Origin of the sequence: Streptomyces sp. NPDC001714, assembly GCF_042892755.1 — a bacterium.
Classification (GTDB): domain Bacteria; phylum Actinomycetota; class Actinomycetes; order Streptomycetales; family Streptomycetaceae; genus Streptomyces.
The window spans coordinates 90,904-106,570 of sequence record NZ_JBIAUL010000014.1 but is presented as its reverse complement, the minus strand read 5'-3'; the positions used below and the strand labels follow the sequence as shown (position 1 = coordinate 106,570).

Genomic DNA, 15,667 nt, shown 5'->3' with positions numbered 1-15,667 from the left:
GGAGACAAAGCTGCGGCTGAATGGAGGCATGACCTCCTCCGACGACAAGAGCGCCGGCGGGCCGGTCGACGACCTGCCCGCAGTCGCCCCGCAGCTGCGCTCCCTGCGCCGCCGCGCAGGCCTCACCCTGGAGGCCGCTGCCCGGGACGCGGGACTGTCGCCCGCGCATCTGTCCCGGCTGGAGACCGGACAGCGGCAGCCCTCGCTGCCGATGCTGCTCGCGCTCGCGCGTGTCTACAGTACGACGGTATCGGACCTGCTGGGTGAGACCGTCGCCGACCGGGACGCGATCGTGCGTTCCGGCGACATGGAACCGACCCGCGCCGGTGGCTGGACGTACTGGCAGGCCGGGGCGCCCGGCCGGGGGATGCAGGCGCTGCGCGTCCGGGTGCCCTACGGCTCCCAGGGCGACATCGTGCGGGTGCATCCCGGGGAGGAGTGGCTGTACGTCCTGCGCGGCCGGCTCCGGCTGCGCCTCGGTGACACCACCCATGTGGTCGCGGCCGGCGACAGCGCGCACTTCGACTCGCTGACCCCGCACCGGCTCGCCGCCGAGGATCAGGACGGGGTCGAGCTCCTGTTCGTCCATACCCTGCTGCAGAGTCCCACGGCCGCGCTGTGCCTGGGACCGATCACTGGAGAGATGCCGTGAGCAACATCGAGGAGAAGTTCCCCCGGTCCCTGTGGATCCGACTGGTCATCTACCTCGCCGTCGGGCACGTACTGGCCGGTTTCCTCTACCTGCTGTTCGCCCTCGGCGGCAAGGGCTGAGCCGCCGCCCTCCGCCCGGCCTCAGTCGAGCAGGCGCTCGCGCAGCCGCTCCCGGGTCTCCGGGGTCAGCTTCAGGCCCTGCTCCAGGTAGGTGTCGACGTCGCCCCACGTCTCCTCGATGCTCTCGAAGGCCGCCGACAGGTACTCCGCGCGGGCGTCGAAGAGCGGGCTGAGCAGGTCCATCACCTCGGGGCTGTACGCACTGTCCCCGCCGCCGCTGCGCCGCACCTTGTAGCGGCGGTGCTTGGCGTTGGACTCCAGGTAGTCGGCGAGGATCGCGTCCCGCTCCACACCCACCGCCAGCAGCGTCACGGCTATGGAGATGCCCGCCCGGTCCTTGCCGGCCGCGCAGTGCATCAGCGCCGGGACGCTGTCCTCGGCGAGCGCGTGCAGCACGCGCGAGTGCTCGTCGGTGCGGTCCTTGACGATCGTGCGGTACGAGCCGACCATCCGGGCCGCCGCCTTGCCTTCCCCCAGGAGCCCGCGCAGCTGGTCGATCTCCCCCTCACGGACCATCTTCCAGAAGTCCGCGCCGTGCGCCGGGTCGGTCAGCGGCAGGTTCAGGTTCCGCACACCGGGCAGCTCGACGTCCGGGCCCTCCAGCTTCTGGTCGGCCGCGTTGCGGAAGTCGAAGATCGTGTGCAGGCCGAGCGAGGCGAGGAACTCCGCGTCCTGCTCCGTCGCGTGCGCCAGATGCCCGCTGCGGAACAGCACACCCGGCCGCACCCGGCGCCCGTCCCCGGTCGGCAGGCCGCCCACGTCACGGAAGTTGCGCACCCCGGCCAGCTCGGGCTCGGTCGACGGGACCTGCTGCGTCACGGGGGGCTCCTCCCGGCCGGCCCCGTCGGCGCTGCTCGTCGACGGGCACTGGATCGACCATACGACATCGGTTTCCACGGGCAATGAGTTGTCCACAGGCATCGCACGTGCGGCCCATGCCCCTTGCTTCCGGAGCCCGTGGCCATTGATGATGTTGGGGCTTGAGCGGATCTGTTGGCCCCTGTGTGAGGTTTCTCGATGGTGGACATCGCCGAAAACGGTCGTACCTGGCTCCTGTCGGGCCCCGGCAGCAGCTACGCGCTGCATCTGACGGAGGCCGACGAACTGCTCCACCTGCACTGGGGGCCCAGGATCCGGCTCGCCGACGCCGAGGAGCTCAGCACCCGGGCACTGCCCGGCTACTGGCCCTTCGAGTCCACCCTGGACGGCCGGGAGGAGTACCCCGTCGAGGGCGGCCCCCGCTTCGTCCGTCCCGCGCTGTCCGTGCGGACCGAGGAGCGCCGGGGCACCGAGTGGACCTTCGACGCGTACGAGGTCGAGGAGGACGGGCTCCGGCTGCGCTTCACGGACGACGGGATCGTCATCACCCTGCACTACCGGATGCGCGGCGACGTCGTCGAGCGCTGGGTGACCGTCGACAACGAGGCGCACACGCGCGTGGAGCTGCTGCGGGCCGACCCCGCCACCTGGACGCTCCCCGACCGCGAGGGCTGGCGGCTCTCCCAGCTGCACGGCCGCTGGGCCGCCGAGTCCCGGCTCACCAGCGCCCCGCTCACCTACGGCGAGAAGGTCATCGGCAGCCGCCGCGGCCACACCGGCCACCAGCACCTGCCCTGGGTCGCCCTCGACACCGACGCCACCGAGGAGCGCGGCGAGGTCTGGGGCTGCGCCCTCGGCTGGTCCGGCTCCTGGCGGATCGCGGTCGCCCAGCTCCCCGACGCGCGCGTGCAGATCACCGGCGGCGCCGGCTACGACGACTCGGGCCTGCTGATGCTGGCCGAGGGCGAGTCGTACACCAGCCCCGTCTTCGCGGGCCTGTGGAGCGACGGCGGCTTCGGCGGGGCCAGCCGTGCCTGGCACGCCTACCAGCGGGCGTACATCATCCCGGACGCCGACCAGGACCGGCCGGTGCTGTTCAACTCCTGGGAGGCCACCACCTTCGACATCTCCGAGGAGCAGCAGGCGACCCTCGCCCGCCGGGCCGCCGCGATCGGCGTCGAGCTGTTCGTGGTGGACGACGGCTGGTTCGGCGCCCGCACCAGCGACCGCGCCGGCCTCGGTGACTGGACGCCCAATCCGGACCGCTTCCCCAAGGGCCTCAAGCCCCTCGCCGACTACGTGCACGCCCTCGGCATGCAGTTCGGCATCTGGGTCGAGCCCGAGATGGTCAACCCGGACAGCGACCTGTACCGCGCCCACCCCGACTGGGTGCAGTACCAGCAGGGACGAAAGCGGACGGAATTCCGCAATCAGCTCATCCTCAACCTCGCGCGCGAGGACGTCCAGGAGTATCTCTGGGAGCAGCTCGACGCCCTTCTGTCCAGCGCCCCGATCGACTACGTCAAGTGGGACTTCAACCGGTGCTTCACCGACGCGGGCTGGCCCGGCGAGCCCTACCCGCAGCGCCTGTGGGTCGACCACGTGCGCGGGCTGTACGCCCTGCTCGACCGGCTTCGCGCGGCCCACCCGAACGTCGCCATCGAGTCGTGCTCCGGCGGTGGCGGGCGGATCGACCTCGGCATCATGAGCCGCACCGACGAGGTGTGGACCTCCGACAACACCGACCCGCTGGACCGGCTCGCCATCCAGCACGGGTTCAGTCAGATCCACCCCGCCCGGGTGATGTCCGCCTGGGTCACCGACAGCCCGAACCACCAGCTCAACGGCAGGGTCAGCAGCCTGCGCTTCCGGTTCATCAGCTCCATGGCCGGTGCGCTCGGGGTCGGCGGCGACCTCTCGCGGTGGACCGAGGAGGAGCTCGCCGAGGCCGGCCGCTGGGTGGAGCTCTACAAGGAGATCCGGCCCCTGGTGCAGCGCGGCGACCAGTTCCGGCTGCGGCCGCCGGCCGGTGGGCTCAGTGCGGTGCAGTACACCCTCGGCGACGAGACCGCCGTCCTCGCCTGGTTGCAGGCGCAGAGCTACGGCGAACCGGCGCCGGCGCTCAGGCTGCAGGGACTCGATCCCACAGCCTCGTACGAATGCCGCGAAACGGGCGAAGTGCACCGGGGTGCCGTTCTGTTGCACCACGGGCTGCGCACCGGACTCACGGGTGACCTGGATGCGGCAGTCATCCGACTCCGCCGCATCTGATGCATCTGCCCGAATTGATGCCTTCGTTATAGCTAGCTCTGAAATAAGAGGACGTGGCATGACGTGCGTGAGGAGCGTCATATTCGTGACCGTCCGTCGCGCGTCATGCTCACGTAATTCCAGTGCTTCGCAAGAGGATTGGAACACCGAACAGGCCGGAATTCACGGAGGGTGACCGGGAATTCCGACAAGGGATCAAGTGAAACACGGACGGGTGGAACCGGCCGCTTGTCCACGTCCGTCCTACTCGCTTACGTTCGCCACACATCCGGTCGGAACGCCGAATCCTGCCGCCGCCCGGAGTCCCCACACACACTCACCCGTGCCCGGCAGGAGCGGGGGACCCACCAGGTAAGACCGCCTGTTCCGGTTCCCGGGACGGCTTGGGGTGTAGTCACGTTCTCCCGCGTGGCCGGGCAGCTCCAGCCCGAACCCGACAGCTCACCTCGCAGGCGCCGGAGAGGAATGCGTCATGCCCGCGAAGGGTAAGCACCGCCGCCCCAAGTCCCAGCGTCTCACCCGCTCGATGGCCGTCGCCGGAACCGGTGGCGCCGCGCTGGCTCTGCCGCTCATGGGGGCCACCGGCGCCCACGCGGCCACTACGCAGTCCGTTTCCGAAAAGGCCACGCAGTCGCTTCCGGCGGTCCAGAAGACCGCGGTGAAGGAGGCGCTCGCCGGGAATTCCGGGGCCGCGCATTCCGCGCACCGCATCTACACGGTGGTGCCCGGTGACTATCTCTCGAAGATCGCCCGCGAGCAGAACGTCCGCGGCGGCTGGCACCGGCTCTACGCCGACAACCGGCAGGCCGTCGGCGACAACCCCTCGCTGATCCACCCCGGCCTCAAGCTCGCCCTCGGCGGCCGGCACGCCGCGACGACGGACGCAACGGGCTCCGGCTCCCGCTGGCAGCCACAGTCGAACCCGCAGTCGTCCACCTCGTCTTCGTCTTCGTCTTCGGCCTCATCCTCATCCTCGTCCTCGGACGGCTCGGACGGCTCGGCGACGACCGCCTCCGGCTTCACCCTCCCGGTCGCCGGCGGCGCCGTCGGCACCGGCTATCACGTGGCCGGCAGCATGTGGTCCAGCGGCTACCACACGGGCGTCGACTTCGTCGTCCCGACCGGCACCCCGGTCAAGGCCGCCGGCGCCGGCACGGTCGTCACGGCCGGCTGGGGCGGCGCCTACGGCAACCAGGTCGTCATCCGGCTCACCGACGGCTACTACGCGCAGTACGGCCACCTCTCCGCCCTCTCCGTCTCGGTCGGCCAGACCGTGACCGTGGGCCAGCAGGTCGGCCTCTCCGGCGCGACCGGCAACGTGACCGGCCCGCACCTCCACTTCGAGATCCGCACCACCCCCGACTACGGCTCGGACGTGGACCCGGTCGCCTACCTCCGCTCCAAGGGTGTCGCCGTCGGCTGACCCGGCGCCTCCACTCGTCCGACACGCACTCCGAAGGCCGGACCCCCGATCCCCGGGTCCGGCCTTCGGTATGTCCTTCTCGTGGCGGGAGTGCTCAGGGCATCGACAGGGGCGGCAGCGCGGCGGCACAGTGAACCCGTTTGGTGCAAGCGCTTTCCATCATTCCCGCACCGCGGAGGGAACCCGCCGTATGACGACCACCCGCCGAGCCTTCGGAACCCTGGCCGCCGGAGCCGCCCTCGCGGCCCTCGGCCCCGCCGTGCCCGCGACTGCCGCGCCCCGGCGCCGTCGGCTGCTCGCCCACGACGACTTCCGCCACGGCCTCGGCCAGTGGTTCGTGGAGTTGGAGCAGGGAGGTACGGTCACCGCCTCGCGTGGGACCCTGGAGGTCGACGTGCCCGCCGGCGCGACCCTCTGGTTCCGGCGCCGGCTCGAAGGACCGTACGTCCTGGAGTACACCGCCACCCCGGTCTCGGCGGGCGGTGCCGACGACCGCGTCTCGGACCTCAACAACTTCTGGAACGCCACCGACGTCCGCTCCCCGGACGACCTGTTCGCCACCCCGCGCGGGGGCGCCCTCGCCGAGTACGACTACCTCACGACGTACTACGCCGGCTATGGCGCCAACTACAACACCACGACCAGACTGCGCCGTTACGTCGGCGAGCCCGGTGTGCGTCCGTTGATCTACGACTACACCGAGCCGCTGCTCGTCGCCAACGAACCCAACCACGTCCGGATCCTCTCCGACGGCCCGGCCGTGCGATGGTGGAACAACGGTCGGCTGGTGTTCGACTACACCGACCCGGAGCCTTATACCGGCGGGCACTTCGCGTTCCGGACCACCTGGAGCCACTTTCGGATCAACGACTTCCGCGTCTGGCGATCGACTCCTCAACGTCGCTGATCAGGGCCTTATTCCGGGCTTGGCAAAGTATTTAAAAGTGTCTTATCTCACCGAGCGTCAACCCCTTATTACGGTCGCGTAGGTCACAGTCGAAGGTGAATCATGGTCCGATGTGGGAGACGACGCGAAGAGTGACAATGCATCAGTGATCGGGTCGTACGCGGCGGTGGGGGACAGCTTCACCGAGGGCGTGGGCGACCCCGGCCCCGACGGGGCGTTCGTCGGCTGGGCCGACCGGTTCGCGGTACTGCTGTCGGACCGGCGGCCCGAAGGCGACTTCAGTTACACCAACCTCGCCGTGCGCGGCAAACTGCTCGACCAGATCGTGGCGGACCAGGTGCCGCAGGCCCTGGAACTCGCCCCCGACCTGGTCTCCTTCTGCGCGGGCGGCAACGACATCATCCGCCCCGGCACCGACCCCGACGAGGTGGCCGAGCGGTTCGAGCGGGCCGTGGCCCAACTGACCGAGGCCGTCGGCACGGTGCTGGTGACCACCGGGTTCGACACCCGGGGCGTGCCCGTCCTCAAGCATCTGCGCGGCAAGATCGCCACGTACAACGGGCATGTCCGGGCCATCGCCGACCGGTACGGCTGCCCGGTCCTGGACCTGTGGTCCCTCAAGACCGTGCAGGACCGGCGGGCCTGGGACGGCGACCGCCTGCACCTGTCCCCCGAGGGGCACACGCGCGTGGCCCTGCGCGCAGGGCAGGTGCTCGGCATCGAGGTGCCGGCCGACCCTGACCAGCCATGGCCCCCGCTGCCGCCCCGCGGCACCCTGGAGGTCCGCCGCGACGACGTGCACTGGGCCCGCGAGTACCTCGTCCCGTGGATCGGGCGCCGGCTGCGCGGCGAGTCGTCCGGCGACCACGTGACGGCCAAGGGGGCGCTCTCCCCGGACGACATCAAGATGCGGATCGCTTCGGTGGCTTGAGGCGCAACCGGCGGGTAAGGGGTGGCCTCATGGCGGGTCGCCCCTTACCGCTGCTCGGGCAGCAGCCCCAGTTCGCGTGCCAGCGCCTCGTCGACCCACTCCTGCGCCCGGGCCCGGGGTACGGCGCCGGGGTAGGACGTCAGCTGGACGGCGAGCCCGTCGAGCAGCGCGGTCAGCCGCAGCGCCGCGGCCGTGGGGTCGGGGCACCGGAACTCGCCCGCGGCCACCCCTTCGGCGATGACCTCGGCGATCGCCGCTTTCCACTGCTGGTCCAGGCCCTTGGTGACATCCCGCAGCGCGGGCTCCCGCAACGCCACCGCCCAGCCCTCGATCCACAGCCGCCAGCCCTTGGCCTGGCCGGTCGGCGCGTACCAGCGCACCGCGGCCCGCAGCCGGCGCAGCGCCGACGTGCGGCGGCCCAGCAGCTTGCGCAGATGCGCCAGGTCGTCCTCGGCGGCATAGGTGAAGGCGGCGGCGACCAGCTTCTCCTTCGTCGAGAAGTGGTACAGCACCAGCGCGTTGCTCACGCCGAGGGCCGAGGCCACATCGGCGATCCGCACCGCCGCCACGCCCCGCGCCTCGATCTGCTCGATGGCGGCCCGCAGCAGTTCCTCCCGCCGCTCCGCCACGCTCAACCGCACTCTCGCCACGCGGTCACCCTAATCGGTCGTCCCCCCGGCCGCGTCGCCGTCCCAGGCCAGCGGCAGCCGCATGATCGTCAGGTCCAGCCAGCGGCCGAACTTGGTGCCCACCTCGCGGACGGTGCCGACGTGCTCGAAGCCGAACCGGTCGTGCAGCCGGATCGACGCGGCGTTCCGGGCCTCGATGCCGGCGATCATCACATGGTGACCGGCCCCGCGCGCCGAGGCGATGAGCGGGCCGAGGAGCGCGGAGCCGACCCCCAGCCCATGGCTGCCCTCGCGGACGTAGACGGAGTTCTCCACCGTATGCCGGTAGCCGTCCAGCGCGCGCCACGGGCCGTAGACCGCGAACCCGGCCACCTCGCCCGGTGCGTCGGCCGTCTCGGCCACGAGGGCCGAGCCGCGTTCGAGGTGGGCGGCGAACCAGGCCGCGCCCTCGGCGGGAGACTGCGGGGTCTCGGTCCACAGGGCCGTCGAGTGCTCGATCGCGTGGTTGCGGATCGCACGGACGGCCTCCTCGTCACCGGGCCGGGCCGGCCGTACCGTCACCACGCTTCTCTCATATATTGGATTCATGTCCAACATAGTAGAACCACCGGCGGACGCCTTGGCGCGGCAGATCGCCGCCCGGGTCCGCGTCGAGCGGGAGCGCCGCCGCTGGACGCTGGCGCAGCTCGGGGACGCCTCCGGTGTCTCCCCGGCGATGATCAGCCGGATCGAACGCGGCGAGAGCAGCCCCACCGCGGTCGTGCTGGGCAAGCTGTCCGCCGCCTTCCAGCTCAGCGTCGCCTCGCTGCTGGCCCTCGCGGAAGGCACGCAGGACGTGCAGGAGCCCGTGGCCGACACCCCGGGCGTGCGGCGCGGCGCCGACGCCGCCGAGTGGCGCGACCCCGGCACCGGTTACCGACGCCGGCAGGTCACCGGCCCGCGCTTCCCGGCGGAGATCGCCGAGATCCGGCTGCCCGCCGGAGCCCGGGTGCCCTACCCGGCCGCGGCCTTCGCCTTCGTACGACAGCTCGTCTGGGTCCTCGACGGCCGGCTCACCTTCCACGACGGCGACACGGTCCACGAACTCGATGCCGGCGACACCATCGAACTCGGCGCACCGGCCGAGCGGGTCTTCGCCAACACCACCGACGCCGAGTGCCGTTACGCCGTCGTCCTCACCCGTGACACCCGGCCGTGAGCCGGCCGCTGCCCCGGGGCGGCACGTTCCTGCCGGCCGCCATAGCCGTCCCGGCGGTCGCCGCGCCCCTGCTCGACGCGTTCGGCCGGCAGGGCACCAGCCTCACCGCCCTGAGCGCGTTGCTGCTCGCGACTGCTCTCGGACGCCGCTGATCCGTCACCGGTACCAGCCGAAGCGCTCCGCGATCACCGGCAGCCGGTCGGTCACCAGGGCGTGGGCCGCGGCGCGGGGCGTCGTGCCGTCGCACTCCGCGCGGTCCAGCATCAGCTCCACCAGGGCCCGCATCGAGCGGCGGATGTGGGCGAACGCCTCGTCGGCGTCGGGGCCGATGTCGCCGAACAGGGTCCACCACCACCAGGCGTTGGTGCCCGAGTTGACCACCACGTCCGGCAGCACGGTCACCCCGCGCGCGGTGAGCCGTTCCTCCGCCTCGGGGAGCACCGGCATGTTGGCCGCCTCCACGATCCAGCGGGCGGTGACCAGGTGCTCGTTGGCGGCGTCGACCACGTACGACACCGCCGCCGGCACCAGCACCTCCGCGTCGGCGGACAGCCAGGCGTCACCCGGCAGTTCCACGTCTCCGTAGCGCAGCACCGCGCGGTCGACGGTGCCGTACGCGTCCCTCGCGTGCAGCAGCGCCTCGACGTCCAGCCCCGACGGGTTGGCGATCGTGCCCTTGACGTCGGCGACCGCCACGACCGTGAGCCCCGCGTGGCTGAGGAACCGCGCCGTGGCCCCGCCCATCGTGCCGAGGCCCTGCACGGCGACCCGCGTCCCCGCGTAGGGCACCCCGGCCCGGTCCAGCGCCGTCAGGGCGGACTCGGCGACTCCGCAGCCGCCGGCCAGCTCGTCGAGGCCGATCCCGTCCACCTCGACGGCGAAGGCGTCCGCCAGCCGCCGCCGGGCCGCCGCCTCGTCGTCCAGCAGCGGGTACACGGCCTGGATCGAGGAGACCAGCCCCGCCTCGGCCGCCGCCCGGTCCACCAGGTCCTGGGTGAGCCCGAGGTCCTCGCCGGTGGTCCAGAAACCCTCCACGTACGGCCGCATGGCGCGCAGGTAGCGGACCAGCAGGGCGTACGCCCCCGGGTCCTGCGGATCACAGTCGATGCCGCCCTTGGCGCCGCCAAGGGGAACGTAGCGGCCCTCGGGGTTGTAGTGCAGGGCCTCCTTCATCGTCATTCCGCGCGCGAGCCCGGTCACCTCCTCCAGGGTGCAGCCCGGCCGCATCCGGAGGCCGCCGCTGGCCACACCCCGCACCAGCCGGTCGACGACCAGGAATCCCCGGCGGCCGGTGACGTGGTCGGTCCAGACCAGGGACATCAGGGGAGCGGTCACGGGGGCTCCTCGGGAGCGGTGTGAAGAAACGGTGTTACTGAACAGTGGGTCAGTATCAGGAGGGCGGTGGGGCGGTGTCAACGCCGACTGTCTGACGGGCCGACCATAATGGGGGCCTCGGCGACACCACTGGAGGTACCGTGACCGGCTTGCGTTCCCTGAGCTCCGGGCTCCGCGTGCTGCGGCCCGCTGCCTTCGGCGTGGACCCCGGCGGCGAGCGGCTGGCCCGCATCCAGGGCTCCCCGCACTTCAAGGACGGCGTCTTCCAGAACCCCGGCGGCACCACCCGGATGCGGCCCTCGGGCTCGATGCTGGAGTTCGCGAAGACGTACTTCGAGAAGGAACAGCGCGCCCGCAGAGCCCCCCGGGGCACCGTCCCGGTGCACCCCACCACCGTCGCCGACCTCGCCGTGCCCGCCGCCACCGGCCTGCGGGTGACGTGGATGGGCCACTCCAGCGTCCTCGCCGAGATCGACGGGCACCGCGTCCTGTTCGACCCGGTCTGGGGTGATCGCTGCTCCCCGTTCCCGTTCGCCGGGCCCAAGCGGCTGCACCCCGTACCGCTGCCGCTGGCCGCGCTCGGCCCGGTCGACGTCGTGGTCATCTCGCACGACCACTACGACCACCTCGACCTGCCCACCATCAAGGCGCTGGCCGGCACGGACACCGTGTTCGCCGTGCCGCTCGGCGTCGGCGCCCACCTCGAACACTGGGGTGTCCCCGCCGACCGGCTGCGCGAGCTGGACTGGCACGAGGAGACCAAGGTCGGCGGGCTCACCCTGACGGCCACCCCCGCCCGCCACTTCTGCGGCCGGGGACTGCGCAACACCCAGCACACCCTGTGGGCGTCCTGGGCCGTCGCCGGCGAGGAGCACCGGATCTACCACAGCGGTGACACCGGCTACTTCGACGGCTTCAAGGACATCGGCGCCGACCACGGGCCCTTCGACGTGACGATGATCCAGATCGGTGCGTACAGCGAGTTCTGGCCCGACATACACATGACGCCTCAGGAGGGCATGCGCGCCCACCTCGACCTCCAGGGCGGGCAGCCGCACGGGGTGCTGCTGCCGATCCACTGGGGGACCTTCAACCTCGCCCCGCACGCCTGGGCCGAGCCGGGGGAGTGGACCAAGGACGCCGGCGACGAGGCGGGTCAGGCGGTCGCGCTGCCGCGCCCCGGCGAGCCCTTCGAGCCGTCCGGGAAGCTGCCCGCGGACCCCTGGTGGCGTTCGGTCTCGGCGCCGATCGCCCGGCCGTGGCACCACGGGAAGCAGCCGGAGGGCGCGCCCGGGCAGGGGGATCTCGGCCTCGCGGGCGACCTGTGACGAAGGGCCTGTGGGCAGGAGACGTGACGAACGGCCTGTGACGCCGTCACCGGTGTGGCGGTGCCGTGAAAGTGGCGTGCATGCCCCTGCACAACCTGGGCAGGGGCATCGTCATGAGCCATGCACATATGCCAAGTCGCACTTTTTTACCGGGACTTGAGCTGTCCCGGCGCTTCTACACCGAGGCCGTACGCCCCCTGCTGGAGGAGGCCGCTCCCGGCATACCCCACTCCGCGGCCCGCATCGGCACGGGCTCCGAGGTGCTCGGTTACGACACCGAGCGCTCCGTCGACCACGAATGGGGTCCACGGCTCCAGCTCTTCCTGCACTCCCACGATGTGAACCGCCACGCCGGACGCATCAGACATGTGCTCGCCGAACACCTTCCGAAGACCTTCCACGGCTGGCCCACCCGTTTCGCCGCCACCGAGGACCGCGACATCCGCGTCATGCGGGTCACGGGCGGCCCCGTGCACCACCGCGTCGAGGTGACCGGCGTCTCCTCCTGGTTCCGGGCCGCTCTCGGCTTCGACCCCGCCGCCGGAGTCACCGTGTCGGCCTGGCTCGCCCTGCCCACCCAGCTCCTCGCCGAGGTCACCGCCGGCGCCGTCTTCCACGACGGCCTCCACACCCTCACCCCGGCCCGCGCCGCCCTGCGCTGGTACCCCCACGACCTCTGGCTCCACGTCCTCGCCTGCCAGTGGCAGCGCATCTTCCAGGAGGAGGCCTTCGTCGGCCGCTGCGGCGAGGCCGGCGACGAACTGGGCTCCGCCGTCGAGGCCGCCCGCCTGGTCCGCGACCTCATGCGGCTCTGCCTGCTGATGGACCGGCGCTACCCGCCGTACGGCAAATGGCTCGGCAGCGCCTTCGCCCGCACCCCGGCGGCCCCGCGGCTCACCGCCGAACTCAACGCCGTTCTCGCCGCCACCGACTGGCACCTGCGCGAGCGTCATCTGGTCCAGGCGTACGAGATCGTCGCCCACCTGCACAACGAACTGGAGCTCACCGACCGGGTCGACCCGGCCGCGCGCACCTACCACTCCCGGCCCTTCCGGGTGCTGCGCGCCGACCGCTTCACCCGGGCCCTCGTCGCCCGCATCAAGGACCCCGAGATACGGGAGCTGCGCAGGGTCGGCGCGGTGGACCAGTTCATCGACAGCACGGAGGTCCTGAGCCGCCCGGACCTGACCCGGGCCGCGACCGACGCCGTGACGGGCGTCGACGCCCACGACGGTCCGCCCCGCGTGCCGACGAAGCGCCGGCGAGGCCGAGTCGGTGACTGTGGGTGACGTTCTGGGGTGTGGTGGCGGGGGTGGGGGTGGCCCTGCGGCCGTCCCGGGAGGCCGACCGGGGGCGTGCGCGCCGACCGGGGAAGGCGGGACGGATGACCGGAAGCCCCGGCTCGCGCCTTCTGCGTGTGACCGTTTCTGAGCAGGTCGGATCAGTGGGTGACAGTTCGAGGGCGGGGCGGTGAGGGGGTTATCGGTCTTTCGTACGACGGCTCATACCAGAGCGGGACCATCTCCGGGGGACTTTGTCAACTGCCCACCGCACATGATGCGTCGGCGACTACTGTGAGTGTCCGCCGGACGGCACGGGGCCGAATTCTTTTGCGGTCCCCTCGCCCGGCACCGCGATGGCGCATGCCCGACTCGCGCGACCCGCGCGAGAAACCAGGCCCGACGGACCAGTACGAGGACGCAGATGTCTCACCTCCGTGCACCGGCCGCCCGCGCCGACCGCCGTGAGGGCGGCCGGCACGGACGACCGGTCGCCCGACCCGTTCCCGCGCTGCCCGAGACCATACGGCCTCAGCTCATGCGACTGGCGGTGCTGCCACCGGTCGCGGTGGCGCTCAGCGGCTGCGCGGCCGTCCTGTTCACCGTCCGCTCCACCGGCGCCCGGCCCAGCCTCACCCTGCTGGCCGTGCTCGCCGGGGCGGTCTCGGTGACGGCTGCGGGCATCGTGATCGCCGCCGTGGCCGCCGGGCGCGCCGCCCGCTCGGTCAGCGACCGCGTCGGCATCCTGCGCCGCAACGCCGCCCGCGGCGAGGCCGATCTGCTGGCCCTCGTCGACGCACTGCGCCGCGGCGAGACCCCGCCCCAGCGCAAGCCGCGCGGCGGACCGCCCGGGGACGCGGACGACTTCGAGCTGCTCGCCGCCGACCTGTCCCGCGCGCACGACGGCGCCGTCACCGCCGTCGTGCAGGCGGCCCAGCTCTCCAGCCAGGCCGGCAGCGAACAGAAGCTGGAGGTCTTCGTCAACCTGGCACGGCGGCTTCAGTCCCTCGTGCACCGGGAAATCTCGATCCTCGACGAACTGGAGAACGAGATCGAGGACCCGGACCTCCTCAAGGGTCTCTTCCACGTCGACCACCTGGCCACCCGGATCCGACGCCACGCCGAGAACCTCGCCGTCCTCGGCGGTGCCGTGTCCCGGCGACAGTGGAGCAACCCCGTCTCCATGACGGAGGTGCTGCGCTCCGCCATCGCCGAGGTCGAGCAGTACTCCCGGGTCAAACTCGTCCCGCCGATCGACGGCGAACTGCGTGGGCACGCCGTCGCGGACGTCATCCACCTCCTCGCCGAACTCGTCGAGAACGCCACGGTGTTCTCCGCCCCGCACACCCAGGTGCTGCTCCGTGCCAACCTCGTCACCTCGGGCCTCGCGGTCGAGGTCGAGGACCGCGGACTCGGCATGCCGGTCGGCGAGCAGTCCAGGATGAACGCCCTGCTCGCCGACCCCGACCAGGTCAACGTCGCCAGCCTGCTGGCCGACGGCCGCATCGGCCTCTTCGTCGTCTCCCAGCTCGCCCGCCGGCACGGCATCAACGTCCGCCTCCAGACCAACATCTACGGCGGCGTCCAGGCCGTCCTCGTCGTCCCGCAGGGCCTGCTGGGTACGGCACCGGGCGCGACCGGGGCGCCCGGTGCCGTACCGCAGCCGCGCGACGCGGCGAACGGGGGCGGTGCGCCGGCGGCGCCCACCGGTGCGCCCGGAGCCGGGGCAGCCCGCCGGTCCGACGGCACCGGGGCGCCGACGGGCGTCCGCGGCGGCGCCACCGGGCCGGACACGGGAGCCGGAATCAGAGCCGTCGCGGGCGGAGCGCCGGCCGGCCGAGGGCCCGGGCCGCAGCAGGGTCCCGCCACGGCCGCCGGCGGCGGGCGGCGGCGGCATGCCCAGCAGGGGGGCGCGCCCGCGCCGCTGCCGGTGCGCGGCACCCAGGAGACCCGCCCGAACCCGGCCGAGGCACTGCCCGGTATCCGCCCCGAGGACCGGCCGGCGGTCGCCGAGCACGCGGGTACCGCGCCGGTACCGCGCGTCGGCGCCGTGCGCGGCACGATGGGCAAACCCCAACTGCCCCGCCGCCGCGCCCAGGAGCACATCGTTCCGCAACTCCGTGGCGGGCCGGCACCCCGCCAGGAGAACGAGAACCCGGCCGGACACGACCCCGGTCTGATGGCCGCCTTCCAGCGCGGCATCGGCCTAGCCGAGGCCCAGCAGCACCTCGAGGCGACCGAGACGGAGCCGACCGCCGCCGAGCCTATGGGCGGGGCACATGGTGCATCCCCCCATGACGGGTTCACCGGTACGGGCTTCGCCGACATGGCCACCCGCGAGGTATCCGGCGATCGGCCGAGCAACACGTCCCATGCCACGCACATGGATGCAGCGCACATGGACGCCCCGCACATGCAGGCGGCACACGTGGAGGCCGGGTACCTGACCCCGGACCACACAGCTCCGGACCACACGGCCCCAGACCACACAGTCCCGGACCAGTCGGTCCGGGACCACATGACGCCAGACCCCATGGCACTGGACCCCCTGGCCCCAGGCCACCTGACCTCGGGCCACATGACCACAGGCCGGCCGGCCACGGACCACATGGCCCCCACACACATGAGCCGGACCCACCGGGACCCCGCCGACACCCAGTCCGCGTCCCGTCCCCAGTCGTACTCCCAGGCCCTGCGCCCGGTGCACACCTCCGAAGTCACCGCCCGGCCCGACGGGAGCGCACCGGCCGGATGACCAGCACCGTTTTCACCCCC

15 protein-coding genes and 1 riboswitch are annotated in these 15,667 nt (G+C 72.1%); of the genes, 11 read left to right on the top strand and 4 right to left on the bottom strand.

Going from position 1 to position 15,667, the window contains the following annotated elements:
- Positions 1 to 28: 28 nt before the first annotated feature.
- Together ACFY0P_RS32490 and ACFY0P_RS32485 are read left to right on the top strand one after the other, a co-directional pair.
- Positions 29 to 652: a helix-turn-helix domain-containing protein gene (locus tag ACFY0P_RS32490; RefSeq protein ID WP_388921103.1), complete on the top strand. Its 624-nt coding sequence runs from the start codon at positions 29 to 31 to the stop codon at positions 650 to 652.
- Positions 649 to 771: a DUF6126 family protein gene (locus ACFY0P_RS32485; protein ID WP_093497780.1), complete on the top strand. Its 123-nt coding sequence runs from the start codon at positions 649 to 651 to the stop codon at positions 769 to 771. Before ACFY0P_RS32490 ends, ACFY0P_RS32485 begins: the two co-directional genes overlap by 4 nt.
- A 21-nt stretch (positions 772 to 792) precedes the next feature.
- Here the strand turns inward: ACFY0P_RS32485 and ACFY0P_RS32480 are convergent, their stop codons facing one another.
- Positions 793 to 1,590, bottom strand: a complete 798-nt coding sequence (locus ACFY0P_RS32480; protein WP_388921100.1) for a tyrosine-protein phosphatase — start codon at positions 1,588 to 1,590, stop codon at positions 793 to 795.
- A 198-nt stretch (positions 1,591 to 1,788) separates the two neighbouring features.
- On the opposite strand from ACFY0P_RS32480, the gene ACFY0P_RS32475 reads away from it, so the two are divergent.
- From ACFY0P_RS32475 to ACFY0P_RS32460, 4 genes are all read left to right on the top strand, one after another.
- The gene (locus ACFY0P_RS32475; protein WP_388921097.1) at positions 1,789 to 3,861 is read left to right on the top strand and encodes an alpha-galactosidase; all 2,073 of its coding nucleotides are present in this window, start codon (positions 1,789 to 1,791) and stop codon (positions 3,859 to 3,861) included.
- Positions 3,862 to 4,168: 307 nt separating this feature from the next.
- Positions 4,169 to 4,329, top strand: a riboswitch (cyclic di-AMP (ydaO/yuaA leader).
- A 4-nt stretch (positions 4,330 to 4,333) separates the two neighbouring features.
- Positions 4,334 to 5,284, top strand: coding sequence for a peptidoglycan DD-metalloendopeptidase family protein (locus ACFY0P_RS32470; protein ID WP_388921094.1), 951 nt, complete (start codon positions 4,334 to 4,336; stop codon positions 5,282 to 5,284).
- Between the two features lie 190 nt (positions 5,285 to 5,474).
- Complete coding sequence (locus ACFY0P_RS32465) at positions 5,475 to 6,191, top strand: DUF6250 domain-containing protein (RefSeq protein WP_388921091.1); 717 nt, start codon at positions 5,475 to 5,477, stop codon at positions 6,189 to 6,191.
- A 145-nt stretch (positions 6,192 to 6,336) separates the two neighbouring features.
- Positions 6,337 to 7,122: an SGNH/GDSL hydrolase family protein gene (locus ACFY0P_RS32460; protein WP_388921088.1), complete on the top strand. Its 786-nt coding sequence runs from the start codon at positions 6,337 to 6,339 to the stop codon at positions 7,120 to 7,122.
- A 44-nt stretch (positions 7,123 to 7,166) separates the two neighbouring features.
- On the opposite strand, the gene ACFY0P_RS32455 is transcribed toward ACFY0P_RS32460, so the two are convergent.
- Together ACFY0P_RS32455 and ACFY0P_RS32450 are read right to left on the bottom strand one after the other, a co-directional pair.
- The gene (locus tag ACFY0P_RS32455) at positions 7,167 to 7,772 is read right to left on the bottom strand and encodes a TetR/AcrR family transcriptional regulator (RefSeq protein ID WP_388921085.1); all 606 of its coding nucleotides are present in this window, start codon (positions 7,770 to 7,772) and stop codon (positions 7,167 to 7,169) included.
- A gap of 9 nt (positions 7,773 to 7,781) precedes the next feature.
- A complete protein-coding gene (locus tag ACFY0P_RS32450; RefSeq protein WP_388921082.1) occupies positions 7,782 to 8,339 on the bottom strand; it encodes a GNAT family N-acetyltransferase in 558 nt (185 codons plus the stop codon).
- Here ACFY0P_RS32450 and ACFY0P_RS32445 point away from each other — a divergent pair.
- Positions 8,338 to 8,949 carry a helix-turn-helix domain-containing protein gene (locus ACFY0P_RS32445; protein ID WP_388921079.1) on the top strand — a complete coding sequence of 204 codons (612 nt, stop codon included), beginning with the start codon at positions 8,338 to 8,340 and terminating at the stop codon, positions 8,947 to 8,949. The genes ACFY0P_RS32450 and ACFY0P_RS32445 overlap by 2 nt on opposite strands.
- The gene (locus ACFY0P_RS32440) at positions 8,946 to 9,101 is read left to right on the top strand and encodes a hypothetical protein (protein ID WP_388921076.1); all 156 of its coding nucleotides are present in this window, start codon (positions 8,946 to 8,948) and stop codon (positions 9,099 to 9,101) included. Before ACFY0P_RS32445 ends, ACFY0P_RS32440 begins: the two co-directional genes overlap by 4 nt.
- Positions 9,102 to 9,105: 4 nt before the next feature.
- On the opposite strand, the gene ACFY0P_RS32435 is transcribed toward ACFY0P_RS32440, so the two are convergent.
- Entirely contained in the window at positions 9,106 to 10,284 is a 1,179-nt protein-coding gene (locus ACFY0P_RS32435; protein WP_388921073.1) for a Glu/Leu/Phe/Val dehydrogenase dimerization domain-containing protein, read from the bottom strand.
- A 140-nt stretch (positions 10,285 to 10,424) separates the two neighbouring features.
- Here ACFY0P_RS32435 and ACFY0P_RS32430 point away from each other — a divergent pair, with 140 nt between their 5' ends.
- From ACFY0P_RS32430 to ACFY0P_RS32420, 3 genes are all read left to right on the top strand, one after another.
- Positions 10,425 to 11,612 (top strand): MBL fold metallo-hydrolase, encoded by a 1,188-nt coding sequence (locus tag ACFY0P_RS32430; RefSeq protein ID WP_388921070.1) that lies wholly within the window; start codon positions 10,425 to 10,427, stop codon positions 11,610 to 11,612.
- A gap of 128 nt (positions 11,613 to 11,740) precedes the next feature.
- On the top strand, positions 11,741 to 12,901 hold the full coding sequence (locus tag ACFY0P_RS32425) for a DUF4037 domain-containing protein (protein WP_388921068.1): 1,161 nt from the start codon (positions 11,741 to 11,743) through the stop codon (positions 12,899 to 12,901).
- Between the two features lie 415 nt (positions 12,902 to 13,316).
- Positions 13,317 to 15,647 carry an ATP-binding protein gene (locus ACFY0P_RS32420; RefSeq protein WP_388921065.1) on the top strand — a complete coding sequence of 777 codons (2,331 nt, stop codon included), beginning with the start codon at positions 13,317 to 13,319 and terminating at the stop codon, positions 15,645 to 15,647.
- Positions 15,648 to 15,667: the final 20 nt, after the last annotated feature.

Coding starts and splice junctions, on each gene's coding strand:
- ACFY0P_RS32490 (WP_388921103.1), top strand. CDS start 29: ATGACCTCCTCCGACGACAAGAGCGCCGGCGGGCCGGTCGACGACCTG.
- ACFY0P_RS32475 (WP_388921097.1), top strand. CDS start 1,789: ATGGTGGACATCGCCGAAAACGGTCGTACCTGGCTCCTGTCGGGCCCC.
- ACFY0P_RS32470 (WP_388921094.1), top strand. CDS start 4,334: ATGCCCGCGAAGGGTAAGCACCGCCGCCCCAAGTCCCAGCGTCTCACC.
- ACFY0P_RS32465 (WP_388921091.1), top strand. CDS start 5,475: ATGACGACCACCCGCCGAGCCTTCGGAACCCTGGCCGCCGGAGCCGCC.
- ACFY0P_RS32445 (WP_388921079.1), top strand. CDS start 8,338: ATGTCCAACATAGTAGAACCACCGGCGGACGCCTTGGCGCGGCAGATC.
- ACFY0P_RS32450 (WP_388921082.1), bottom strand. CDS start 8,339: ATGAATCCAATATATGAGAGAAGCGTGGTGACGGTACGGCCGGCCCGG.
- ACFY0P_RS32425 (WP_388921068.1), top strand. CDS start 11,741: ATGCCAAGTCGCACTTTTTTACCGGGACTTGAGCTGTCCCGGCGCTTC.
- ACFY0P_RS32420 (WP_388921065.1), top strand. CDS start 13,317: ATGTCTCACCTCCGTGCACCGGCCGCCCGCGCCGACCGCCGTGAGGGC.